The sequence below is a fragment of the Mycobacterium sp. genome (genome assembly GCF_044223235.1).
GTDB lineage: Bacteria > Actinomycetota > Actinomycetes > Mycobacteriales > Mycobacteriaceae > Mycobacterium.
On sequence record NZ_JBGAME010000029.1, the window covers coordinates 20868 to 45083 of the forward strand.

Sequence of the window (24216 nt, forward strand, 5' to 3'; positions counted from 1 at the left end):
TCAGTTCTCCTTGGTTGCTTGGCGGGTGGCGGTGAACAGGCCGGCCGACATCACCCGGATGTCATCGGCGAGTTTGGGCCGGAAGTCCATCAGGGCGACGATCTGCTCGGCGGTCCAGCCGGGCGCGACCTCGACGAGCACGGGCCCGTCGTCGCCGAGCACGAACACCGCGCGTTCGGTGACGTAGATGACCTCCTGGCCGCGCTGACGGGCGAGTGCGGCGTTGAACGTGATCTGGTGCACCCGCTCGATGAACTTGCGGTGCCTGCCCTCGGTGGTGACCCGCGGTTGGCCGTCGGCGAGGTCAAGCCGCAGTCCCCCGGCGGTCAGGGTGCCGCAGAACACCACCTTCTTGGCGGCCTGCGAGATGTTGATGAAGCCGCCCGCGCCGAAGATGCGACCGTTGACCAGCGAGGAGTTCACGTTGCCGTGCTGGTCGACCTCGGCGAAGCCCAGGCAGGCGACGTCCAGCCCACCGCCGTCGTAGAAGTCGAACTGCGAGGCATGCTCGATCACCGCCTCAGGGTTCCAGGAGACGCCGAAGATCACGCCGCGCTCGGGCACGCCCCCGATCATGCCCTGCTCGACGGTCAGGGTGATCTCCCGCAGCCTGTCCTCCTCGAGGGCGACCGTCGCGACACCGTCGGCCATGCCGACGCCGAGGTTCACCACCGACGCGGGTTTGATCTCGTCAAGCGCCCTGCGGGCCACCACCTTCCGTTCGGACAGCGGCATCGGCGGCGACATCCCGAACGGCACGTACACCTCACCGGAGAAGGCCGGGTTGTACTGGTTGATCGCGGTCTGCCACTGGTCTTCCTGCACGACGACGACGTCCACGAGGTGCCCGGGCACGACCACGCTCTTGGCGTTGAGCGTGTGGGCGGCGGCGACCCGCTTGACCTGGGCGATGACCAGCCCGCCGCTGTTGCGGGTGGCGGTGGCCGCGGCCAGGACACCCAGCTTGGCGGTCTCGTGTTCCAGGGTGAGGTTGCCGTGCTCGTCGGCGGTGGTGCCACGGATGAAGGCGACGTCGAAGCACGGGCTGGGGTAGAACAGGTATTCCTCGCCGCGCAGGTCGATGACCTCGACCAGGTCGTCGGTGGTGTTGGCGTTGAGCCGACCACCGCCCTGGCGCGGGTCGCAGAACGTCCCGAGCCCGACCCTGGTGACCAATCCCGGTCGCTTGGCCGCACTTTCGCGCAGCAGTTGCGCCAGCACCCCCTGCGGCAGGTTGTAGGCCTCGATGTCACCGTCGTGGGCCATCTTCGACAGCGTCGGCGTCATCGCCCAGTGTCCCGCCACGGCCCGGCGCAGCAGGCCGCGCTGGGCCAGCACGTCCATGCCCGATCCGTTGCGGTCGCCGATGCCACTGCAGAAGTAGGCCGACAGGTTCGACGGCGCCCCGGTCCGCCGGAACCGCTCGGCCAGCGCGTCGAGCAGTCCCGACGGCTCGATGACCCCGCCACCGGACGCCTCGACCAGGATGCGCGCCCCGCCGGGGATGCGTGCGACCGCGTCGGCGGCGGACAGGAACTCGGGTGCGATGGTTCCGCTGATTCTCATGGCATTGCCCCTCCGCCGTTCACGTTGACGGTCTGACCCGTCACAAAGCTCGATTCGGGCCCGGCGAGCCAGGACACCGCAGTGGCGACCTCGTCGGGGGTGCCGAACCGTCCCATCACGAGGTTCGTTGTCTTCTGCGCGACCCACTCCGGTGTAGCGTGCGCGGCGGTCATCGGTGTCTCGATCGGCCCTGGCGCAACACAGTTCACGCGGACGTCGGGCCCGAGCTCGCGGGCCAGCGCGCGGGTCAGGCCGGCGACACCGGCCTTGGAGGCGGTGTAGGCGGCGCAGTTGACACCGCCGGTGTAGCCGAGCTGGCTGCCGATGGTGACGACGGCGCCACGCGCCCTGCGAAGTGCGTCGGCGGCGGCCTTAACGCAGAGGAACGTCCCGGTGAGGTTGATCGCCATGGTGTGGTTCCACGTGGCCAGGTCGAGTTCGTCGACGAAGCACTGCTCCATCACGCCCGCGAGGGTGACCAGCACATCGATGCTGCCGAACTCGTCGATGGCGGCCGACATCAGCTGTGCGACATCGGCTTCGGAGGTGACGTCGGCGGGTACGGTCACCACGTCGCCCGCGACCGGGGCGGAGCTGCCCGGGTGGTAGCCGAGGACGAGTCGGTAGCCGTCCTTGGCCAGCCGCTGGGCGACCGCGCGCCCCAGCCCGCCGTCGGCGCCGGTGAGCACGGCGACGCGGTCAGTCATCGGACACCGCCCCCTGGAAGGCGAGCTTCATGACGGACTCCTCGCTGGCTTCGGCGCGGTCGAGCTCGCCGACGGTGCGGCCGGCACGCATCACGACGATGCGGTCGGAGGCGCCGAGCAGTTCGGGCAGCACCGACGACACCATGACGATGGCCATGCCGTCGTCGGCCAGACCCCGGATGAGGCGGTGCACTTCGGCTTTCGCGCCGACGTCGATACCGCGGGTGGGTTCGTCGAGCAGCAGCACCTTCGGCCGGGTGGCCAGCACCTTCGCCAGCGCCACCTTCTGCTGGTTGCCGCCGGACAGCGCGCCGACCGGCATGGCCGGGCTGGCCGCCTTGATCCGCAGCTCGGTGAAGAAGCGATCGACGATCGCCGTACCGCGGCGGCGGCGCAGCCACGGTCCGCTGCTCATCTCGGCGAGGCTGGCCAGCTCGATGTTGGTGCCGATCGGTAGCCGCAGGTGCAGACCCTGGTTCTTGCGGTCCTCGGGCACCAGCGCCACCCCGGCGGCCAGCGCCTCGCCGGGGTGGCGGGGTCGATGGGGCTTTCCGTTCAGTTGCATTGCACCACCGGTGGTTCGGGTGGCGCCGAAGACGGCGGCGAGCAGTTCGCTTCGCCCGCTGCCGACCAGGCCGCCGATACCGAGGATCTCGCCAGGGCGCACGCTCAGCGACGCCGACCGGACTCCGGGGGCGCTGATGTTCTCGGCGGTGAACAGCGGCGCGGAGGCCTGCGGGTGCTCACCGTGGCCGTGGTAGAGCACGTCGAGGTTCCGGCCGATCATGTGTTTGATCAACGACTCCTCGGTGAATTCGGCGGCCAGACCGGTGATGATGTGCCTGCCGTCGCGCAGCACGCTGATCGTGTCGGCGTATTCGAGGACCTCCGGCAGGTCGTGGCTGATCAGCACGACCGCGGCGCCGCCGTCCCGCAGCTCGCGAAGCAGGTTGAGCAGTCGCAGCGAATCATCGTGCGGCAGTGAGGAGGTCGGCTCGTCGAAGAACAGCACCCTGGCGTCCTGGGCGAGGATGCGAGCGATCTCGACGAGCTGCTGCTCGGCGATGGACAACTCACCTGCCCTCCGTCGCGGGTCGATGTCGAGGCCGACCCGCCGCAGATAGTCCGTGGCCCGGTCGGCCATACCCCGGCGGTCGATGACACCCCACCGGGAGGGTTCGGCACCGACGAGGACGTTCTCGGCCACCGAGATGCTGCCGATCACCGACAGCTCCTGGTGCACGATCGCGATGCCGAGGGCGGCAGCCTGCGACGGGTTCTTGGGATGGACCTGCTCTCCGTCGAGGGTGATCGCACCCGCGTCGGCCGTCTCGAATCCGGAGAGGATCTTCGACAGGGTGGACTTGCCCGCGCCGTTCTCGCCGACCAGGGCGTGAATCTTGCCCGGCTCCAGGATGATCGAGACGTCCTCCAGGGCGGCGACCCCGGCATAGCGTTTCGAGACGCCCTCCGCCGTCAGCAGACCGGTGCGCGAGGGTGCGGTGGCCACCGCTGCCGGTGTCATTCGCCCGGCTCCCCTCGGGTGACCCGGTCCAGCACGACCGCGGCGACGACGACGGCGCCGGTGACGATCTGCTGCCAGTAGAACGGGACGTTCATCAGGGTGAGCCCGTTGCCGAGCACGGCGATCACGAGCGCGCCGAGGAACGTGCCTGCGAGCCTGCCGCGGCCGCCGAACAGGCTCGTTCCGCCGACGACCACTGCGGCGATCACGTCCAGCTCGAAGCCGACCGCGCCGGCGGGCTGCCCGGAGGACAGTTTCGCGGTCAGGATCACCGAGGCGATGCCGGCGCACAGCCCGGCAAAGGTGAAGGCGAACAGCAGGACTCGTGACACCCGGATGCCCGACAGGCGGGCCGCCTCCCGGTTGCCCCCGACCGCGTAGATGCGCCTGCCGATCTTCAGCCGGTGCAGGATGACGTAGCCGACCGCGAACGTCACCGCCATGATGATCACCGGGATCGGTACGGGACCGACCTTGCCGATGCCGATGGTGGTGAACGCCGGGTTGTTGATCGAAATGGGATAGCTGTTGGTCACCAGCAACGCGATGCCCCGCAGCGCCGTCAGCGTGGCCAGGGTGGCGATAAATGCGGGCACCTTGGCAACGGTGACCAGCAGGCCGTTGACGAACCCGCAGGCCGTGCCGACGACGAGGCTGAGTAGGACGGCCACGAGGGCCGACGCGCCGGTCGACAGGATCGCGTGTTGCAGGTAGAGGGCCGCCACGCTGCCGGTCAGCGCGACGACCGAGCCGACGGACAGGTCGATGCCGGCGACCAGGATGACCACGGTGGCGCCGACGGCGGCGACGGCAGTGATCGACACCTGCTGCAGGACGTTGGTGAGGTTGCTCCCCGAGGTGAAATTCGGCGCCGCGAAGGCGAAGAACGTGGCGAGCAGAACCAGTGCGACGACCGGCCCGAGCTGGGCGAGTTCGCGCAGGCTGTGGCCCCGCAGGCCGGAGCGGGGCTCCGGCCGTTCTGCGGTGCCGGCCGGCTGAGGCGGTGCCGTGGTGGTGGTCATCAGTTCTCCGATGTCAGAACGCCGGTTCGGCGGAGCCGGCGTCGATGGTCTCCTTGGTCACCAGATCCTCGGGCAGCACCTTGTACTCCGGGACCGGCTTGCCCTGCAGGTATTCGACGATCTCGTCGACGACGATTCCCGCGGTGGGCTTGTGGATGACGGTGGCCAGTGCCTGGCCGTTCTTGATGGCGGTGAACATGTCGGTCTCGCCGTCCAGACCGACGACGTCCACGCCGGTGCGACCGCTGGAGGTCAGGGCGGCGATGCCGCCGAGCGCCGCCTCGTCGTTGGCGCCGAAGAGCAGGTCGATGTCGGGGTTGGCGGCGATCATGTTCTGCGCGGCCTTCTCGGAGTCGCCGCGCCGATAGTTGCCCGGCTGGTTGGCGACCACGTTGAAGGTGCAGGCGCGCAGCAGCGGCAGCAGGAAGGAGTTGACGCGGGCGTCGCTGGACTGGTCACCGGGGATGCCGGAGATCACGGCGACGTTGACGTTGTCCTGACCCTGGTAATGCTCGACGACCCACTCCCCCAGCTGTTTACCCTCGTTGGCGTACGGGGCGAGGACCTGGGAGACCGGGTCGACGCCGAGCATGCCCTTCTGGGTGAAGAAGTACGGGACATCCTTGTCCTGCGCCTGCTTGAGTACCGCATCGAGACCCTGGGTGGTGGCGGGCATCATCATCAACGCGTCGGTGCCCTGCGCAACGGCGGTCTGGATGTCGTTGAACTGCTGGTTGACGTCGTCGTTGGCGCTGACGACGTTGATCTTCACGCCGTGCTTCTCCGCGGCCTGTTCGGCGAGTTCCTTCTGCTTGACCAGGAATGGATGGCTGAGACCCTCGACGGAGAACGTGATCGTGATCGGGTCGCCCGGGGCCTTCGGGTCGGGGTTGGTGCTGGTCCCCTTGTCCGAGTTCGCGGCGGCGATGCCGTAGAGGTTCTTGGCGAGATCCTGCTGGATCGAGGCGATCTGGTCGTGGTTCTTGGTGCAGCCGCCGTCATCGACCTGAACGTCGGCCGGGGCGGCGGTGCCGGACGCGTCGGCGTTGTTGTTGACGCCGGCGCTGCATGCGCTCACCGCGACAGCGGTCGCAGCGCACACGACGGTGGGCAGGACGGCACGGATCTTCATCGGTTCTCTCCTTTGGCGAACGCGACGACGGCGGATCCGCTGATCAGGGTGGCGCGGGTGGTGTCGTCGACGACGGTGATGGTGAAGGTGGCCCGTCGGGTCACCCGGTCGAGCTCGGCGCAGGTGGCCTGCGCGGTGATGGTGGTGCCCTCGAATGTGGGGGCGGTGAGCCGGATCTCGTAGGTCGTCGAGATACCGCCCGGTGCGACGATCTTCGTCAGCGCGGTCTGGACGTAGCCGGCGACGAGCAGCCCATGGGCGACCGGGCGTTTGAATGGGGTCGCCTCGGCATACGCGGCGTCTTCGTGGATCGGGTTGTGGTCGCCGGTGAGGGCCGCGTAGGCGGCGATGGCCTCGGCACCCACGGTGACGGTGTGGGTCGCGCTGGCGCCGAGCCGGATGTCGTCGAAGTGCTTGATGCCCTGGATCATCGGGGTCACTGCGCCTCGCGCTGGTCGGTCGGCTCGACGGGCTGGTAGCGGCGCAGCAGTTCGGCGCTGATGGCCGCCGCCGTGGAGGTGACCTGTTCGGCGAACTTTCCGCGCAGATCGTCCTCCGTCACGCGGAATATGGGGCCGCCGACGCACACGGAGGCCACCACATTGCCCGCTGCGTCGAGCACCGGGGCCGCGACGGACCGCACGCCGAGCTCACGCTCCTCGAGGTTCAGTGCGTAGCCGTCGCGGCGGATTCCGTACATGGCCTCATGGAGTTCGGCGTGGCTGGTGATAGTCGACGGGGTGTAGCGGGGCATCGCGAGCTGGTCGATGATGCGGTCACCGACACCAGGTGGCAGGAAGGCCAGGATGACCTTGCCCTGGCTGGTGCCGTGCAAGGGAAGCTGTTGTCCCACTTCGCCGTACATCTGAACGGAGTGCGGGGCCCGCATCACCACCAGGTAGACCAGTTGCAGGCCTTCGCGGACCGAGAGGAAGACGGTCTCGGTGGTGCCGTCGCGCAGCTGGGCCAACAGGGGCCGGGCGATCTCCTCCAGAACGGTGTGGTCGACACCGTCGCCGACGAGGACACGCATCTGCGGACCGGGGACGTACTTGCCCTCGTCGTTCTGCACCGCGAAGCCGCGGTCGCAGAGGACCCGCAGCAGCCGGTGCGCGGTCGGCGCGGTGAGGTTGGTCGCTTTGGCGACTTCGCCCGCGGTCGCGCCGGGGTTCAGCGACACCTCGGTAAGGATGTCGAGGACCCGGTAAGCGCTCTGGGCACCAGAGATCTCCATATTGTGGAGCTCCTATCCATATTGTGGATGTGAGCTAGACCATAGGCGCCCTCGTCGTTCGCGTCAAGACACCAACTGTCGTCCCGTGCCGCACTAGAAATGCGTTATAGTGCACCACGTGGATCAGGAGGCCGCGAAGCTCGCCACCGCGATCGGCGCGCGGGTCAAGCAGGAGCGCCTGGCGCGGGCCTGGACGTTGGATCAGCTCGCCGCTGCGGCCGCGGTGAGTCGCCGCATGGTGGTCAGCGTCGAACAGGGGACAGTCAATCCCAGTGTGGGAACACTGCTTCGGCTCAGCGACGCACTCGGCGTAGGGCTCCCTGCGCTGGTCGAACCGCCGAGATCCAATCGGGTGAAGGTGACCCGCAGCGGTGAGGGCGCAGAGCTGTGGAGCGGTTCGGCCGGTAGCCGCGGAGTGCTGGTGGCCGCCACTGCCCGACCGGATGTCGTCGAGTTGTGGGATTGGTCGCTGGGGCCCGGCGACCGGCACGCCAGCGAGGCCCACGCCGCTGGCACCAAGGAGCTCGTGCACGTCCTCGCGGGTTCGATGACCATCGAGGTCGACGATCAGCTGGTCACCCTCGACTGCGGTGACGCGGTCGTCTTCCCCGGCGACGTCGACCACACCTACTCCAATCCCGGTGAGGAACCCGCACGCTTCTCCTTGACAGTGTTCGAACCCGGGCGACACTCGCCGAGAGCGGAGGCAACGCATGACTGACACAACTCATGACTGACACAACGACACTCGAGGCGTTCCTCGGCCAAGCGCGCGTCGACGACGCCGTGTTCGCGTTGCGTCCGGACTATCGTGCCCTGCTGATCGCGGTCGACGGCGTGAAGCCCGGACCCGGCACCGATGACAGCGACGCGCTGCTGCGCGAGGCTGAATTTGTTGCGCGACAAGCACTTCAACAACAACCGGTCGAACAGCTGCCGAACATCGCGGCCTGGCGGGAGGCCTACCGCGCGTTCGGCGCCAAACCACAACGCACCCGCAACAGCGTGGAGGCACTGACCCGTCGCGCCGAGGCGGAACTGCCCCGGGTCAACCGGCTCACCGACATCTACAACGCGATCTCTGTCCTGCATCAACTGCCCGTGGGCGGGGAGGATCTGACCCGGTATTCCGGTGCGCCACAGCTGATCCGGGCCACCGGCACAGAGCCCTTCGACACCACCGCGGACGGTGCCGACATCGTCGACCACCCCGAAGCCGGTGAGGTGGTGTGGTGTGACGACGCCGGCGTAACGTGCCGGCGGTGGAACTGGCGCCAGGCCCGCCGCACCCAACTGCGCGAGGACACCACTACCGCCCTGTTCATCCTGGACGTCCTGGATCCGATGACCGATCGACAGATGAACGCCGCCGCCGACGACCTGGCCACCCACCTGCGCCGGCTGGGCCCCGATGTCCATCTCGTGAGCAGGCTGCTGGCCAACGGCGGCCCGATGCATACCGGAGGAGGCTGACGTGCTCATCCACCCGTGGGACGCCGCCTTGGATACCGCCGAATGGCAGAACTGGCTGACCGGTACGGACAGATTCGGGTTGCTCGCGGTCAACAATGTCGATCCGGCCCAAGCCCCGCTGCTGCTGCCAACGCACTTCACCCCCGCCGGTGAGGAACTGCTGCTGCACCTGGCCCGCCCGAACCCCGTCTGGGCGCATCTTGAAGCCGCCACCGAGGTCCGCCTCGCGGTGATCGGCGACTACGCCTATATTCCCACCTACTGGCGGGCCAAGGCCGGTGGCCCCGACGAGGACGGCGTGCCCACCAGCTACTACTCCGCGGTGCAGTTCGTCTGCCGCCCAACGATTGTCGACGATCCCGAGGACAAGGTGGCGATCCTGACGGCCCAGCTCAACGACTTCCAACCCGAGGGCGGGCACGCCACCGTGGCCGTCGGGGAAGATCCCTATGGGCGGATGCTGTCGGGTATCCGCGGAATCCGACTCGCCGTGCTGAGGGTGGAGGCCAAGTTCAAGTACGACGACGCCAATCCCGTGGAGCACCGGCAGCGCGTCATCGGCCGCCTGGAGGAACGCCATCACGGTCTGGACATCGGCGTCGCGAACCAGCAGCGCAGACGCCTCGCCGCGATCGGGGACTGGAAGACCCACCGGGGGTCGTAGCCGCTGCCCGCCGGTCCCTCCTCTGCCGCCCGCCCGTCCCTCCTCTGTCGCCCGCTCCCTCACCCCTCCGCTGTCGCGAAAGTAACGTGAGGGCGCCGTTTTCGCCGAGATCTCGCCGTAGCGTTACCGTCGGCGAAGGGTTGGCCGCGGGCATCTCGCCGTGGCGTCACCCTCGGCGAGGGGTCGGCAGCGGCCGTCTCGTTGGGCGGGCGTGACCCTAGCGGAAGTTTCCGGGCTCAAGCCAGTGCCGCGAGTCCCGGCGCTTCGGCCAGGCCGCGTAGCCGTGCGGCGTCCTGCCCCGGCGGGCTGCCGAACAGCCTGCGGTACTCACGGTTGAACTGCGAGGGGCTGTCGTAGCCCACCGAGTGCCCGATACCCGCGACATCCCCCGGATGGGCGAGCAGCATCGAGCGAGCCTGCTGCAGCCGTATCCGCTTCTGGAACTGCAGCGGGCTCATCGCGGTGACGGTCCGAAATCTCCGGTGGAAGGCCGAGGTGCTCATGCCGACCAGCCGCGCCAGGTCGTCGATGCGCAGCGGCTCGGCATAGTTGTCCCGGATCCATCCGATGGCCACGTTGATCTGCGACAAATCGCTGTCGGCGAGCCCAATCTGCCGGACGGTCTCCCCGAGTGGACCGGTGAGCAACCGCCAGAGAATCTCCTGCTCGATGAGCGGGGCAAGCACGACCGCGTCGGCCGGGCGGTCGAGTAGCCGCAGCATCCGCGCGACGGCATCGAGCAACTCGGCGTCGGCATCGGCGGTCGCCATCGCAGGCGGACTCGGCCAGCCGCGCAAGAGGCGTCCCATGCGTGCCTGCAGCACCAGGGCGGCGACCGCGGCGGGCCGCAGCACCAGACCCATTCCCAGGGCCGGCGCGCCCGGTTCGACGTCGATGTAGTGCCCGGTGACGGGCAGGTCGGCGGTCACCACCAGGCATTGCCCCGAATGGTATTCGTGGACCTGCTCGCCGAGCAGCAGCTGCTTGCCGCCCTGTGCCATGACGACCAGCAGCGGCTCGGTCAGTGAATACTCCGGGCTTTCCGACGGCGTCACAACCCGGGACAGCAGCAGCCCGTCGATCGGTGTGCGCAGATCCGGCCGGGCATGCGCCGCGACGCGGTCACGGATCTCGGCCAGCAGGCCGTCGACTGTGTTCATGGTTCGACCAAACCAGGTCCGGTCATCCAAGACAATCCAATCCAGCCGAATCGAGCAGGATTATGCAATAGCTCGCGCTGATCGATCTACCCAAGGAGCCTGCCGGTTGATTCGATGAAAGTGTCATGAACACAGAAAGAAAGGACACCTGCCATGTCACTCCAGCACTACGTCACACTCGGCCGCTCGGGTCTGCGGGTCAGCCCATTCGCCCTCGGAGCGATGACCTTCGGGCAAGATCCGGGCGGGGCAGGCTGCAGCGTCGAGGATTCCGAGAAGATCCTCACCAGCTACCTGGACCGCGGCGGAAACTTCGTCGACACCGCCAACTTCTACACCAACGGGCACTCGGAGAAGATCCTCGGCGACTTCTTCACCCGCAATCCCGGCAGGCGCGAACACGTCGTGGTGGCGTCGAAGTTCTTCGCCAACATGTTCCCGGGCGACCCCAACGGCGGCGGGGCGGGCCGCTCGTCGATCATCGCCCAGCTGCACGAATCGCTGCGCCGCCTGCAGACCGACTATCTGGACCTGTACTGGCTGCACAACTGGGACCGCCACACCCCGATCGAGGAGACCATGCGCACGCTCGACGACCTCGTGCGCGCCGGGAAGATCCGCTACATCGGGTTCTCGAACACCCCGGCATGGGTCACCAGTCAGGCCCAGACCACCGCGCTGCTGAAGGGCTGGACCCCGCTGATCGCCCTGCAGGTCGAGTACTCGCTGTTGGCGCGGACTGTCGAGGGTGAGATCGGGCCGCTCGCACTGGATCAGGGCATGGCCCTGGTGCCGTGGAGTCCGTTGAAGAACGGCTTCCTGTCCGGCAAGTACCGCCGCGACGGCGGCGTCACCGACTCCGCCCGTGCGGCGTTCGTCGGCGGGCCTTCCGAAGCCGATTTCGCCGTCATCGATTTGGTGACAAGGATCGCCGATGGACTCGAAACATCGTCAGCTGCAGTGGCATTGGCGTGGCTGCAAGCCCGGCCGGGCACCGTGGTACCCATCCTGGGGGCCCGGCGCGTCCAGCAGCTCGAGGACAACCTCGACAGCCTCGGCGTCGTGTTGACCCCTGAGCAGCTCCGTGCCCTCGACGAGGTCTCCACCCCCACCCTGAACTATCCGGCGGACCTGAACGGCGAGATGCGGGCGACGCTGCAATTCGCAGGCACAACCGTCGACGGGCAGTCATCCGGCGTCTATCCCCCGCTTCTGCTGCGCGAGAATGTGTATTGACGCGGTCCTCGCGCAGCAGAAGCGGGGGCATAAGGTGGTCGCCGTGGCAGATGCTATCGACCCGGTGGAGGCGCTCGAGCGGGTGCTCAGCGAATACGGCCCACTGGACGAGGACGATATCGCGCAACGACTGCGCGAGGCCGGAGTGGCCGACCCGGCCGGTGCTCTGGAGCAGGCTCTCGACGAAATATCTTGTCCGGCAGGTCAGTTGGTCGATGAGCGATGGATCTGGCTGCCGGCGGTGCTGGCCGGACGAGTGTTCACCCATCGCCTGTCGGCCGGCGAGGCGGCCCACGATCTGCTCGCCGTGACGCCGGACCTGGACCCGATCACCGCGCTGTGCGACCACGATCCCTACCGGTCGCTCGCCGATGGATCGTCGGTGCGGATCGTGCTGGCCGGGTTCGACGACGAGCTGCTGGAGGCGCGGGGCATCCCCGATGAGGCGGTCGACCGGGCCGGAGGGCTGCTGCTGGAGCCGGGGACGCTGGCGGCGCTGGGCGTGGCCGAAGGTGACCTGATCGCGCTGCGGCTGAGCGCGGAAGGACTGGTGCTCGAACGGGTCACCGCGCCCGCGCAGGCCGCGGTCGGCCCCCGGCTGGCCGCGGTGGTGGACACGGGGGAAGACGCGGGGCAGGACTCGGGGGACGACCCCGAAGACAATGCCGAACACATGCCAGTACCGGAGTTATTCGACGCCGCGGTGTGGACGGTGTGCGTCGAGGACCCGGCGGCGTTCACCGAGCCGCTGCCGCCGCTGAGCGAGATCGCCGACGAGCAGGGTCTGACTCGCCACGGTGATTGGCTGGCACCGGCCGGATTCGATATCGACGCTTGGCAATTCGAGAACGGATGCGCGCGGCTGGCATTGCGTCACGGCCTCGATCCCGACGACGCCTTCGCGCTGTACACGCTGGTTCAGGTGTGCAACCAGCTGTCCGAGGCGCTGACGGTCACCGACATCACAGACACCGATGACGCCGAAGGCGCAGACGAAGCGTGGGCCGAACCCGCCGAGGTCGCGCAGGGCGACGGTGCATTCAGCGACCTGGTCGCCGATGTCGGCGCCAGCCTCGCCGACCCGCTGCTGGCCGACCTGCTGGCCCTCGAGACGGTCGGCAAGAGCCACTTCCGCCCCGCCGCACTGGGCATGTTCGCGGAGTCGCAGGAGCCGAAGGTGCCCCGTGCGGCGCGGGTCGCCTTTCGATGGCTCCAAGCCGTAGCGCTGGAACGCCTCGGCGACATCGCCGGCGCCGAACGCGAGCTGCTGGCCGCGGAGACGATGAATCCGGATTGGCCGCTGCCGTTGGTCGGCCTGGCCCGCTACGCGAGCGACCGCGGCGACGCCGAGCGCGGGTTGTCGCTGCTGCGCCGCGCCGGCATGCCGCCCAATCACCCACTCGTGACGCTGCTCGAGCGGCACCGTGCCCAGCCGCGCGGCGATATCGGCCGCAACGAACCGTGCTGGTGCGGGTCGGGTCGCAAGTACAAGAAGTGCCATCTCGGGCGCGAGGAGCTGCCGCTGGCCGAGCGGGTGAATTGGCTCTACACCAAGGCCGCCCAACACGCGATGGATGGAAACTGGCGGGATCTGACCACCGAGGTGGCCTACGAACGTGCGCGTTACGACTTCGATGATGGTGTCGACGACGCGCTGGACACGGCGATGAACGATCCCCTGGTGGTGGATGCCGTGCTGTTCGAGGGTGGCGCCTTGGCCGACTTCCTCGACGTCCGCGGTTCGCTGCTGCCGGACGACGAGCGGCTGCTGGCGCAGCAGTGGCTACTGGCGCAGCGGTCGGTGTTCGAGGTCGAGCAGGTTCGGCGAGGCCACGGGATGACGGTGCGGGACGTGCGCAGCGGCGACGTCCACGAGGTACAGGAGAGGACCGCCAGCCGCCAGCTGAAGCCGGGGATGCTGGTCTGCACCCGCGTGTTGCCCGCAGGCGACTCGATGCAGTTCTTCGGTGGAATCGAACCGGTCGCGTTGCACCAGCGCGATGCGCTGATCGACCTGCTCGACGAGGGCTCCGACCCAGAGGTCCTGGTGGCGGAGCTCAGCCGCCGGTTCGCACCGCCCACGCTGACCAACACCGAGGGTGAGCCGCTGGCCCTGTGCGAGGCCACCGTCGGCATCGGCGAGGCCTCAGAGATCGAGGCAGCCCTCGACGAGGCCTACGACCGGGCCGATGGGGAGGAGCCGCCGCGGTGGCACGAGCACGTCGCCACCCACGGCATACCGCACATCCGGGCCACGCTGGTTCTCCGCGGGGACACGCTGCAGGTGGAAACCAACAGTGAGCAGCGCATGGACCGGGTGCTGGTCACGCTGGCACGCCTCGACCCGTCGGCGACAGTGCTCGACCAAACCCGCCGGCCGGTGCGCGACGCACGCGAGGCGGCCGCACTGGCCGCGCTGATGCCGCCCGCCAGCGAGGGCGAAGTCGATCCCAACGACCCCGTGATGGCCGCCGCTCTCGACGATTTCATCCGCAGCTACGAGACCCGGTGGCTCGATGAACCGATCCCCGCGCTCGACGGTCACACGCCCAGGCAGGCCGCCGACGACCCCACCCGGCGCGGCGACCTGATCAAGCTCCTCGACACGTTCCCCGGTGGCGCCATGGACGTCGACCGACTGCGCGCCGCCCTCGGCCTGCGCTGAGGGCGTAGGGCCATTCTCGATGATGCCGCTTCCGACGTAACATGCGGCGATATCGGCACAATCGCACGGGCAGCGGCGCCACCCGTTGGTCACAGAAGGTGCAGAACGCATGCGACGTCGATGGAGAGCCGCAGCCGGTGCACTGGCCGTCGCCGTCGCCACCGTGCTGGGCGGGCTGTCCCCCGTTCCCCCGCTGTGTCGGCAGCCGAGCCCGCTATCGCGGTGAAAGGCTTCTCGAGGCCTGCCATCGTTGTCCTCGGCTACGGGCTCAAGCCCGACGGCACCATGCGTACGATCCTGCACCGTCGCGTCCTCACGGTTTGACTGTCGCGCAGGCCTTTCCGCAATCGCCGATCATCGTGACCGGCGGGAACCCGCAGAGCTGGCAGACGGAAGCAGGCCAGATGCGCAGAATCCTGCTTCTCAGTTTCCCGGACAACCGAATCATTGTGGAGGACAAGGCAAAACAGCACCATCCAAAACGCGCAGTTCTCGGCCCGTTGGCCCGCAAGGCCAGTACCTCCGATTCATCCCTTGCGCGTGATGCCATCAGCCCGTTCGTCAACGTTACGGTAGGGGCCGGTGTCGCCACTTGGCGGTGCTCATGGCGCGGCCGTCGCACCGATCTCGGCGGCGAACGCACGGAAACCATTGTGACCGGGAAGCTTTCGCAAGCACTGTGTCGCCAGATCGCGAGCAATGCGGGTATTGCCGCGTCGGTGCGCGAGTCGCGCGGCGAGAAACATCTGCTCCGGGCCGCCCAGGGCGCCATGCCCGGCGATCCTGTCGAGCGGACCGCCCTCACTGTCCACCAGGTTCTCCAACAACAGGCCGTGCCATTCCGCCAATGCGCTGGCCCGGTCGTGTACGCCAAAGCGATGCGATGAGCTGCGCTCGACCAGTCCGTCCAGCGCCCGCGCGTACTGATCGGCGAAGCCTTCCCAGGTATCCGCAACGCGCAGCACGCGCGCCAGCACAACGGCGAGTGAGGTCTCCTTCGCTGCGACCGGCCCATCGCCGTAGCGGGTCCAGCCGTACCGCGACTCCCATCGAATCAACTGCGGCGCGGCGGTTTCGGCGAACGCCTGGAAGCCATGGCGTTCCCACGTCGATGCCCACAACACCGCTACGGCATCGGACACCACGAAGCCCGCCGCCGCCACGGGGTCCTCGGAGCGGAAGTATTCGTAGCCGTGGACCGCGCACGCGAGATCGATCAGCTGCTCCAGCGCGTGTGCGCCGGGCCCGGCGTCCTCGGCGCGCAAGGCTTCCTGGGCCTCGGCGACGAGTCGCTTGAAGGTGAACCGCCAACGTGTTCGCTCGCGCGGCGAGACCCGCCGGTCCCCTGCCAGGTACGCCCCCGATCGGGCCAGCGACACAAACTCGTCGACCTCCCATCGCACCGTCTCCGGATCGACGGGGGTGGACACCCGACGCGGCGGGCGAGCGCGCCCGTCACTGGCCAGCTCACCCTCGATCCGCTCCCGCACGTCGGCCGTGCCGCGCCAGTAGACGTTCCACAGCGCCTTCTGCAGGCGCTCCTCGTCGAACGAGGCCACTACCCGAAAGAACTGCTCGCGGTCCATCCGTTTGGCCGGCATCAGGGGAATTATGCCGACAACCCCGTTCGGCGTGGCGGTACGCCCGCGACACGCCGAAGCCCGTGCGTGTCAGGTTGTGCGTTTCGCCGGGCGCGTCGCGGTGATCTGCCGGTGGAGCGGGCCATTGCGCAGTGAACCCGCGGCGAGCGGGAGTTGTGTCCCTGGCCCCATCGACGCGTGTGAGGTCGTCCTTCCGTCGTGCACGGGATAACGATGAGACAATCTGCCCGTGACCGATGTCGCGACTCGAACCGCCGAGGCGATCGAGGCGCTGCGCCGCCAGGGGGCGCTGTTCGCCTACCTGCACGGGAGCCAGGCGGCCGGCACCCATCGGCCCGCGTCCGACATCGATATCGCCGCCTTCTTCGGCGGGCCGCCCCCGAAGGCATTCGACATTCTGCTGCCCCCGGGGATTGACCTGCTCGTCCTCGACGACGCTCCCCTCGAACTCGCCGGCCGTGTCGCGCTCCACGGAAAGCTCCTCTTCGAAGCTGACCCCAGGGCCCGGGTGGTGTGGGAGGCGACCACCCGCAAGATCTACCTCGACGAACTCCCGCGGATCACCCGGGCTCATCAAGAGTTCGCAGACGCGGTGCGCCGTGGTCGATGAGACCCGTATCCTTCGTTTGCTGCGGGCTATCACCGACGACCTGGCAGTTCTTCGTCGCGAATCCGCCGCCGATGAGTCCCGCCGGGCGGATCCGATGTGGTTGCGCGGTGTCAAGTACACGTTCGTGACGGCGATCGAGGCCGGCATCGATATCGCACAGCACATCTGCTCATCGGAAGGTTGGGGACCGCCCGCCGACAACGGCGACACGATGCGCCTCCTCGGCACCCACGGCGTACTAACGGCCGACCTCGCGGCCGCACTGCGCAAGGCGGTCGGTTTCCGCAATGTGCTTGTGCACGAGTACATTCAGGTTTCGGACGAGATCGTCCTCGGCCGGCTCGACGATCTCAGCGACATCGACCAATTCGTTGCGCAGGTGGCGGCGTTCGTCGCGCGCCGATGACGTCCCCGCGGCAGCAGCTTCGCGGTGCGCAGCAAGGGCCAACGTGCCGGCCAATTGCGCCGACGCCGATCGCCCGGTGGCGTCCAGGCGATCGGAAGCGATGCCGGGCAGGGAGCACCAGATCTACTGAACTCTGCCGATGTCCGTATTTGCGAAGTCGTCACCTTTGAACAGCAAAGGCTGGTTGCTGACTTTGGCCAGAGCGTAGGAGAAGCAATCACCATAGTTAAGGCCGGCACGGTGCCTTCCTTTGCCATACGTGCGATAAGCAACCCGTGCGATCTCGGCTTGGTCGGCGTCAACCGCAACAAGATCGACTGCGGCGCGATGGAGCCACAGGTCCAGTTCGCGTCCACCGGGTTCGCCGAATCGCGTTTCGATCACGATTGCCGTTTCTAGGTACGAGGCGGCTGACATCAGCCGCACGGCGTCCCGTTCGACTGCGGCCTCGAGCCGTTCGGCGTCCGGCTCATCGGTGAGCATCGCGACGAGCGCCGACGTGTCGATGACCATTACGTGGGCAGTCCGCGGTCGTCGTAGCCGAGGATCTCGTCCGCGTGTCGGCTGTCGATGACCGGCAACGCAGCGCACCGGCGGCGAATTGCGGCCAGCTCCTCACGCATCGGGATGACCCTTGCACGCCCCGTTTCGCGGGCGAGCCGTTCACGCAGCGCTACCACTACTGCTTCCGTTAGGGTCTCGCCTGTCCGAGCCGCCAACTCTCGGGCGAGGCGGTCGGCTTCGGGATCTTTGATACTCAGCGCCATGTCGAGATTATATACGTGGTTCTGGATTCTAGACGGCGCACATTCGTTGCTCACCGACAGCGCTGCTTCTGCCCGCCGTCCTGGGATCGTCACGCCGGTGAACGTGTTGAGCTCACGGACAGATGGCGGTGCTGTCGCGGGCTACCACCACCTCTCGGGGCCGAGTCGGAGGAACTTCTGCAGATCAGCGCCCGCGACACGCAGCGCGGCTTCCTTGACGTGGTAGGCGCCGGCGACCTCAGCGAAACGGCCCGTTGACAGATTCGCTCGGTGGCACACCATTCGTTCGATTCCGGCCGCGACCGCCGCGGGGCCGTGCGAATCGAGGAACAGGCTTTCGTTCGGCAGCCGCCACAGCGCCGCGAGGCAGCGCAGCACGCACGGCATCCCAAACAGCGGATTGACGCGCCGCCACAGCAGTTCGCCGACAGGGCCGAACGGGATCCGGGGTTCCGGCGGTGCGTGCACACCCGTCCAGCCCGGTCCCAGCAGCCATCGGTTCAGGTGCGCCGGTTCGAGCGGCCGATCGTAGGGCAGGATCTCGTCGATAAGCGCGGCGCTCCCGAGCGCCTGCCACCGCAGCAAGAACGGGAAGCGATGTCCCGCCGCAGTCTCCACATAGCCGTTGGACGCATGGCGTACTCCCGACGAAACCGTGGTCACGCGGGCGGCGACAGCGACCAGGTCCTCGGCCGGCGATATACCGACGGCCCACGCGGCGCCCGACGGGCCATACAGCCGAATCGCCGCGGCCGCGGGTGAATCGGGCGCGCAGAGACGTGCCAACCGCCGGTCGTTGCGGGCCACCGCGTCCCACACCTTTCTGATCAGCTTGTCTCCGCGTTTGCCGACGTCGGCCGGTATCGCGCGGGGTGCGGTACGCACCGGCGACGGGCGTGTCTTCGGTGTCGATGGTTGCGCGACAACGTGTTTCGTGCCCACCGCCGGCCCGGACTTCGGTTCAGCCGTCGGTCTCGTCGGCTCGGGCGCGAGCGGGACAGTCGGGCGGAGAACACACCCTGCGCACCCGAGCCGTGTCTTCGTCGCGACCAATCGCCCGTCGGCGCCGCAGTGTGGGCAGCTGATGTCGGCGAAACGGTGCAGCGGGATGAGCCAGTCGAGCGTGAGCGGGTAGCGCCGGTCACCGCGGCGAACGTCGACCGGCAAGCGCCATACCGGCACCTCGTAGAGGTGTAGCCGGTAGGGCCGGAGCTGGTGGCTCGCCCGGTACTTCTCCCGCGTCTCCCCGATCCGCCGGGCGCGCTCGTTCCGTACGCTGTTGACGCGTGCGTCCAGCAGTTCCCGACGATCCGCTGGTGCTTGCTCGCGCCGACGTTCCATCGTCGCGAGCGCGTCACGGTAGTACGCCTCGACGCGATCGAGCTCCGCGTCTCGCGCCTTGTCGACCCCATCACCGAGTTCGGATCGCCGCCGCTCGGCGCGCTGCTCGATAACCCGGTCCGCATATCCGATCGCAGTTGTCAGGCCGGTCAGCGACGGCGGACCGTCTTTGTGCACCGTCGGCAGCGCCCCGAGCTTCGTACCGACGTGGGTTGCGAGCTGACGTTGCGACTGCACATCCACCCAGCACTCGGCGCATTCCTGGTAGTGGTCGTCGCTGGACAGCGTGTAGTCGACCAGCGCTCCGACTCGCAGAAACGCGCGAACCGACCGGGTGGGTGCGCCCGTGGCGTCGATCCGGCCGTGGTCGACCACGAACTGGTCGCGCGCCACCGCCTGCAGTTGCTCGGCCGGGGGTGGCGGCGTGGCGGCCACCGGAACGGCCATCGCGGCGACGTCGCCCTCCGCCAACACCTCGTCGGCGGAGCGACGCAGCGCGGGATGCCCGGCCGAGAGGAAGGCCGCGCCGTCCTCTCGAGCGACATCGGGATCGGCGGTGACCTGCAGCACCTCCGGCAGCTCCAACATGGTCTGCAGGGCGGCGGGAAGCATCACCGTGGTGGTGTCGATGCCGACTTCGGTGAGCCCGCCGCTGGCCTCGACATACCGCAGCCAGAAGTGCAGCCCCACCTCGGTGCTCGTCATGACGGCTCACCGACGAGGAGGTCGAGACCTTCCCTGCTCCGAACATAGCTGCGTCTCGCCTCGGCGAGCGCGTCGCCCAAAGCGTCGAGTCGTCGCTCGAACTCGTCATCGTCGACGGCATCGACGAACGCATCGAAAACCTCGTTCTCGAAATCGAAGTCGTCGTCGACCCGGCCGAGGATCATGTCGAGTTCACCGACGACGAGCTCGAACAGATTGATCTTCGCCTCGAGCACGTGCATGACCCGCTGTTCGATGCTGCCCCGACAGACCAGGTTGGTCAGCGTCACGTCGTGTTCCTGCCCGACCCGGTGCAGCCGGCCGACCCGCTGCTCGATCTGCATCGGATTCCACGGCAGGTCGAAGTTCACCATCATGTGACAGAACTGAAGGTTGCGACCCTCACCCGCCGACTCGGTCGACAGCAGGATCGGTGTTTCGGAGCGGAACTCCGCGATCGCCGACTCCTTCTGCGCCCGTGTGAGGCTACCGTGATACACCGCCGACGACAGCCCGGCGCGCTCAACCGCCGCGACGAGCGCATCAAGGGTTTGCCGAAATCCGGTGAACACCAGCACTTTCTCGCCCCTGTCGACGTGGCGGCGAAGCAGTTCGACGAGCACGACCACCTTGGCCGGCTCCCCGATGGCTCGGGCGCGTTCAGCGAGGTCGTTCCAGCCGAGCTTAGCCAGCGTCGGCGCCGCGGCGGCGGGGCTGGAACCGGCCAGCCGGGTCAGGCCGCGCAGGGTCAACCGGGTGCGTTCCGCCCCGGTTGCCGCCCCTCTGACTCGGCGGATGATGTGGCTGTACAGGGCGGCCTCGTCGATGTCAGGTGTCACCAAGATCGTCTCGGCCAGGCGCGGCGGCAGCATCACGGCAACCTCGCTGCGGCGATGTCTGACCATCACGTCTCGGGTCCGTGCCCGCAGTTCCTCGACGTTGTGCGGCCGCGAGTCCAACGACGCCGCACCGTGTTTGGCGCGGAACTCGGCAGGTGTCCCGAGCAGTCCGGGCGCCACAAGGCTGATCAGCTGGTAGAGGTCCGACAGCCTGTTCTCCACCGGGGTTGCGGTCAGCATCAGCAGATAGCGGGCACGGAGCATGCGCGCGAGCTTGCCCGACGCGCTTCGCGGATTGCGGAGCCGGTGCGCCTCATCGAAGACCACCAGGTCCCATTCGGCGTCGGTCAGCCGACCCAATAGCGGCTCGCGGCGGGCGGCGGCAAGCGAGACGATGGTCACCGGCCGGTCTATCCCCGTCTCGGGGGCAGGTGTCGGTCCGGATCGAGCGATCGTGGTCGGCAACCCGAACTTCCGCTCGAGCTCGTCGCGCCATTGGTCGACGAGTCCCGCCGGAACGATCACGAGCGCATGGTTGGCCAGCCCGCGCATCCGCAGCTCGGACAGCACCAACCCGGCCTCGATCGTCTTGCCGAGACCCACCTCGTCGGCCAGGATGCCGCGGCCGCGCATCCGCCGCAGCACGGTCCGTGCAGCCTGGAGCTGATAGTCGAACGGCTCGAACCGCAGCTGCGGTAGCGCCAGGAAGGTATCGAAACCTGGCCGTGCCCAGACCCGGACCGCGTCATCGACGATCGGGGACCAATCCGGCCGCGCCCGTACGCCATTGCGCAGACGCGCCAACAACGGCAGGTAGGCTGACAGGTCGGTATTCGACGTCTTGCCCGCGGCGATCGTGACGGTCATTCGGCCTCCCAACGGCCTGGTCCGGATGCGAGTGGGCCGCACGCTACCGCCCACCACCGACACGGCCGAAGGCCCACGCCGATGTGTTACGAATGGTGCGGATGCGATTTGGCGCGACGCGCGCAATCCTGCCCTCGACGGGCACACACCCGGCAGGCCGCCGACGACCGAACTCGAGCAAGCCCCCGGCGCCCTCGGCTGAGCTCCGATCGGCCATTGCCGCACACCTTCGGGGAGAGGACGATGAACGCTGACGGCGGCGCCGTCGAGACGCTGCCCCGTCACCGAGGAGGCAGACGTGTATGCACGAACCACCACTATCCAAGCCCAGCTATCGTCGATCGACGCCGGCATCGCCCACATCCGCGACACAGTGATGCCCGCGGTCGAAGCCCTGGACGGATACATCGGCCTGTCCCTGTTGGTCGACCGGTCATCGGGCCGCTGCATTGCCACCACCGCATGGCGCTCCGAGGAGGCGATGCGCGCCAGCGCCGGCGCTGTCCGACAGATCCGTAACCGCGCGGCGGAGGCGTTCGGTGGCAGCCCCGACGTCGCCGAATGGGAGATCGCGGTGATGCATCGCGAACATCAGGCCCGTGAGAACACCTGCGTCCGAGTCACCTGGGTCAAGGTCGAGCCGAACCAGGTCGAGCGGGGCATCGATATTTTCAGGATGACCGTATTGCCCGCGCTGGAGGATCTCGAAGGGCTCTGCAGCGCGAGCCTGCTGGTGGACCGCGCATCCGGCCATGCCGTGTCTTCGGCGGCCTACGACACCGTCGCGGCCATGGAGCGCAACCGCGACCAGTTGGACCGGCTGCGGGAAGCGACCTCTCAGGACGCCGGCGCCCAGATCCTCGACGAGTGCGAGTTCGAGTTGGCAATCGCCCACCTGCGCGTCCCCGAGATGGCCTGACCGCGCAGGCGTGTCATCCCGCCGGGCCTGCCGACGGCGCGGCCCGTCACACTCGTCTGCGTTCAGGTGTCGCGCCATTACCACCACGTTGTCTGGGCAGTTCGTGGTCACGACGACGTCCCCGAGCGTGCGGTGAGATATGCTGAGCGCAACGTTGGCTGCCTGACAGCGGCCAACACGTCGTGGAACGCTCGTTCATCGTTCCGGCGCCGCCCCGAAAATCGTGGCCGCAGCCGATTCAGATGACCCCGTGCCCCAGCACAGCTCGTATCGCGGCGATCGATTTTGCCCACCGGCAATCTCGCCACCTTGTGTCGATCGAGCGCACACCATCGCGGATCGGTCGAGACACCCGATGCCCGAAAGGCACCGAACCGATGACCAACGAAAGCACGTTCGCCGATCTCGGCGTGGCCGAGCCCCTGATTAAGGTGCTCGCCAACCGCGGGATCACCCAACCCTTCCCCATCCAGGTCGAAACCCTGCCCGACTCACTCGCCGGCCGCGACGTCCTCGGCCGAGGCAAGACCGGCAGCGGCAAGACCCTCGCATTCTCGATTCCGCTGGTTTCCCGCCTGCGCGGCCAGGCGCGCCGCCCGTCGCGGCCATCCGGTCTGGTCCTGGCCCCCACCCGTGAGCTGGCGACCCAGATCGCCGCGACGCTGGAGCCGCTCGCCGCCGCCAACAACCTGCGGGTCACCACCATCTTCGGCGGCATCCCGCAGGGCAGGCAGGTGTCGGCGCTGAAATCCGGCATCGACATCGTGGTGGCCTGCCCCGGCCGGCTCGAAGACTTGATGAAGCAGCGCCTGATCAGCCTCGACGCGGTCGACATCACCGTCATCGACGAGGCCGATCACATGGCCGACCTCGGCTTCCTGCCCGCCGTCACCCGAATCCTGGCCGCCACACCCGCCGGTGGACAGCGGCTGCTGTTCTCGGCGACGCTCGACAACGAGGTCGACAAACTCGTCAAGCGGTTCCTGCGCAACGAGGTGCTACATTCGGTCGACGGTTCCGAGTCCCCCGTGCCTGCGATGACCCATCACGTCTTCCACGTCTCCGGGGCCCAGGCCAAGAAGGAGCTGGTCCACCGGCTCGCCTCAGGCAGCGGCCGCCGGATCCTGTTCATGCGCACCAAACATCACGCACGCAAGCTCGCCAAACAGCTCACCGAATCGGGGATTCCGTCGGTCGACCTGCACGGCAACCTGTCTCAGCCGGCCCGCGACCGCAACCTCGCCGCGTTCAGCACGGGTGAGGCGCGGGTGTTGGTGGCAACCGACATCGCCGCTCGCGGTGTGCACGTCGACGGGATCGAACTGGTGGTCCACATCGATCCGCCCGCCGAACACAAGGCCTACCTTCATCGTTCGGGACGGACGGCGCGGGCGGGTAACGCCGGCAGCGTGGTGACCGTGGTGCTTCCCGAGCAACGCAAGGACACCCAGGCGCTGCTGCGCCGCGCCGGCATCCATGTCGCCCCGCAGCAGGTCACCGCCGACTCGGCTGCGGTGCACGCCGTGGCCGGCGAGGTGGCGCCCTACCGGGCTCCCGCGCCCAAGGTGACGCCGCCGCCGCCCGCCCAGCAGGCTCCCCGGTCGGGTTCGTCTCGCCGACGCAGCGGCGGCCGCCGTCCCGCCCGCAGGCACGGCGACGCCCGATCCGCCTGACAGTCAGCACGATGCGCGGCACGCCATTCCCGGCGTGCCGCGCTACTGTTGTGCGCCCCGGACAGTACAGTTTGGGCGTCTGATGTGCTTCTTCCCCGCTTCAG

The 24216-nt window shown here is 68.1% G+C and carries 21 protein-coding genes and 2 pseudogenes; 10 read left to right on the top strand and 13 right to left on the bottom strand.

Translation table 11 applies throughout. The features are described from left to right. The 7 genes from ADBZ6K_RS23495 to ADBZ6K_RS23525 are packed head-to-tail and all read right to left on the bottom strand — an operon-like array spanning window position 1 to window position 7186. The gene (locus tag ADBZ6K_RS23495; RefSeq protein WP_526351227.1) at window positions 1-1566 is read right to left on the bottom strand and encodes an acyl CoA:acetate/3-ketoacid CoA transferase; all 1566 of its coding nucleotides are present in this window, start codon (window positions 1564-1566) and stop codon (window positions 1-3) included. After that, window positions 1563-2273, bottom strand: a complete 711-nt coding sequence (locus ADBZ6K_RS23500; protein ID WP_526351229.1) for an SDR family NAD(P)-dependent oxidoreductase — start codon at window positions 2271-2273, stop codon at window positions 1563-1565. Before ADBZ6K_RS23500 ends, ADBZ6K_RS23495 begins: the two co-directional genes overlap by 4 nt. Then, window positions 2266-3798: a sugar ABC transporter ATP-binding protein gene (locus ADBZ6K_RS23505; RefSeq protein WP_526351231.1), complete on the bottom strand. Its 1533-nt coding sequence runs from the start codon at window positions 3796-3798 to the stop codon at window positions 2266-2268. The genes ADBZ6K_RS23500 and ADBZ6K_RS23505 overlap by 8 nt, the downstream gene beginning before the upstream one ends. Then, window positions 3795-4820, bottom strand: a complete 1026-nt coding sequence (locus tag ADBZ6K_RS23510) for an ABC transporter permease (RefSeq protein ID WP_526351233.1) — start codon at window positions 4818-4820, stop codon at window positions 3795-3797. Before ADBZ6K_RS23510 ends, ADBZ6K_RS23505 begins: the two co-directional genes overlap by 4 nt. A 13-nt stretch (window positions 4821-4833) precedes the next feature. Further along, the gene (locus tag ADBZ6K_RS23515; RefSeq protein WP_526351235.1) at window positions 4834-5952 is read right to left on the bottom strand and encodes a substrate-binding domain-containing protein; all 1119 of its coding nucleotides are present in this window, start codon (window positions 5950-5952) and stop codon (window positions 4834-4836) included. Next, entirely contained in the window at window positions 5949-6383 is a 435-nt protein-coding gene (locus ADBZ6K_RS23520) for a MaoC/PaaZ C-terminal domain-containing protein (RefSeq protein ID WP_526351272.1), read from the bottom strand. The genes ADBZ6K_RS23515 and ADBZ6K_RS23520 overlap by 4 nt, the downstream gene beginning before the upstream one ends. Window positions 6384-6388: 5 nt before the next feature. After that, window positions 6389-7186, bottom strand: a complete 798-nt coding sequence (locus ADBZ6K_RS23525; RefSeq protein ID WP_526351237.1) for an IclR family transcriptional regulator — start codon at window positions 7184-7186, stop codon at window positions 6389-6391. A gap of 118 nt (window positions 7187-7304) precedes the next feature. Here ADBZ6K_RS23525 and ADBZ6K_RS23530 point away from each other — a divergent pair, with 118 nt between their 5' ends. The 3 genes from ADBZ6K_RS23530 to ADBZ6K_RS23540 are packed head-to-tail and all read left to right on the top strand — an operon-like array spanning window position 7305 to window position 9323. After that, entirely contained in the window at window positions 7305-7907 is a 603-nt protein-coding gene (locus tag ADBZ6K_RS23530; RefSeq protein WP_526351240.1) for a helix-turn-helix domain-containing protein, read from the top strand. A gap of 8 nt (window positions 7908-7915) precedes the next feature. Further along, the gene (locus tag ADBZ6K_RS23535) at window positions 7916-8659 is read left to right on the top strand and encodes a B3/B4 domain-containing protein (protein ID WP_526351242.1); all 744 of its coding nucleotides are present in this window, start codon (window positions 7916-7918) and stop codon (window positions 8657-8659) included. Between the two features lies 1 nt (window position 8660). Then, window positions 8661-9323 carry an FMN-binding negative transcriptional regulator gene (locus ADBZ6K_RS23540; RefSeq protein ID WP_526351244.1) on the top strand — a complete coding sequence of 221 codons (663 nt, stop codon included), beginning with the start codon at window positions 8661-8663 and terminating at the stop codon, window positions 9321-9323. Between the two features lie 236 nt (window positions 9324-9559). Here ADBZ6K_RS23540 and ADBZ6K_RS23545 read toward each other — a convergent pair whose 3' ends face one another. After that, window positions 9560-10483, bottom strand: a complete 924-nt coding sequence (locus tag ADBZ6K_RS23545; protein ID WP_526351246.1) for a helix-turn-helix transcriptional regulator — start codon at window positions 10481-10483, stop codon at window positions 9560-9562. A gap of 153 nt (window positions 10484-10636) precedes the next feature. Between ADBZ6K_RS23545 and ADBZ6K_RS23550 the strand changes: the two genes are divergently transcribed. The 3 genes and pseudogenes from ADBZ6K_RS23550 to ADBZ6K_RS23560 form a co-directional block, all read left to right on the top strand. Then, on the top strand, window positions 10637-11719 hold the full coding sequence (locus ADBZ6K_RS23550) for an aldo/keto reductase (protein ID WP_526351248.1): 1083 nt from the start codon (window positions 10637-10639) through the stop codon (window positions 11717-11719). Window positions 11720-11762: 43 nt separating this feature from the next. Beyond that, window positions 11763-14384 (top strand): SEC-C metal-binding domain-containing protein, encoded by a 2622-nt coding sequence (locus ADBZ6K_RS23555; protein ID WP_526351250.1) that lies wholly within the window; start codon window positions 11763-11765, stop codon window positions 14382-14384. Between the two features lie 109 nt (window positions 14385-14493). After that, window positions 14494-14908 (top strand): annotated as a pseudogene (locus tag ADBZ6K_RS23560) (YdcF family protein); the annotation flags it as partial. 600 nt (window positions 14909-15508) lie between these two features. Here ADBZ6K_RS23560 and ADBZ6K_RS23565 read toward each other — a convergent pair. After that, window positions 15509-15985 (bottom strand): annotated as a pseudogene (locus tag ADBZ6K_RS23565) (hypothetical protein); the annotation flags it as partial. A 229-nt stretch (window positions 15986-16214) separates the two neighbouring features. Between ADBZ6K_RS23565 and ADBZ6K_RS23570 the strand changes: the two are divergent. Both ADBZ6K_RS23570 and hepT read left to right on the top strand, forming a co-directional pair. Next, entirely contained in the window at window positions 16215-16595 is a 381-nt protein-coding gene (locus ADBZ6K_RS23570; protein ID WP_526351252.1) for a nucleotidyltransferase domain-containing protein, read from the top strand. 16 nt (window positions 16596-16611) lie between these two features. Beyond that, window positions 16612-17001, top strand: a complete 390-nt coding sequence (gene hepT / locus ADBZ6K_RS23575) for a type VII toxin-antitoxin system HepT family RNase toxin (protein ID WP_526351254.1) — start codon at window positions 16612-16614, stop codon at window positions 16999-17001. 123 nt (window positions 17002-17124) lie between these two features. On the opposite strand, the gene ADBZ6K_RS23580 is transcribed toward hepT, so the two are convergent. The 4 genes from ADBZ6K_RS23580 to ADBZ6K_RS23595 form a co-directional block, all read right to left on the bottom strand. Then, window positions 17125-17514 (bottom strand): type II toxin-antitoxin system VapC family toxin, encoded by a 390-nt coding sequence (locus ADBZ6K_RS23580; RefSeq protein WP_526351256.1) that lies wholly within the window; start codon window positions 17512-17514, stop codon window positions 17125-17127. After that, entirely contained in the window at window positions 17514-17768 is a 255-nt protein-coding gene (locus ADBZ6K_RS23585) for a type II toxin-antitoxin system VapB family antitoxin (RefSeq protein ID WP_526351258.1), read from the bottom strand. Before ADBZ6K_RS23585 ends, ADBZ6K_RS23580 begins: the two co-directional genes overlap by 1 nt. A gap of 141 nt (window positions 17769-17909) precedes the next feature. Further along, complete coding sequence (locus ADBZ6K_RS23590; RefSeq protein WP_526351260.1) at window positions 17910-19814, bottom strand: hypothetical protein; 1905 nt, start codon at window positions 19812-19814, stop codon at window positions 17910-17912. After that, window positions 19811-21520, bottom strand: coding sequence for a DEAD/DEAH box helicase (locus ADBZ6K_RS23595; protein ID WP_526351262.1), 1710 nt, complete (start codon window positions 21518-21520; stop codon window positions 19811-19813). Before ADBZ6K_RS23595 ends, ADBZ6K_RS23590 begins: the two co-directional genes overlap by 4 nt. 298 nt (window positions 21521-21818) lie before the next feature. Between ADBZ6K_RS23595 and ADBZ6K_RS23600 the strand changes: the two genes are divergently transcribed. After that, a complete protein-coding gene (locus ADBZ6K_RS23600; protein WP_526351264.1) occupies window positions 21819-22439 on the top strand; it encodes a hypothetical protein in 621 nt (206 codons plus the stop codon). Between the two features lie 377 nt (window positions 22440-22816). Beyond that, complete coding sequence (locus tag ADBZ6K_RS23605; RefSeq protein WP_526351266.1) at window positions 22817-24112, top strand: DEAD/DEAH box helicase; 1296 nt, start codon at window positions 22817-22819, stop codon at window positions 24110-24112. Window positions 24113-24216 lie beyond the last annotated feature (104 nt).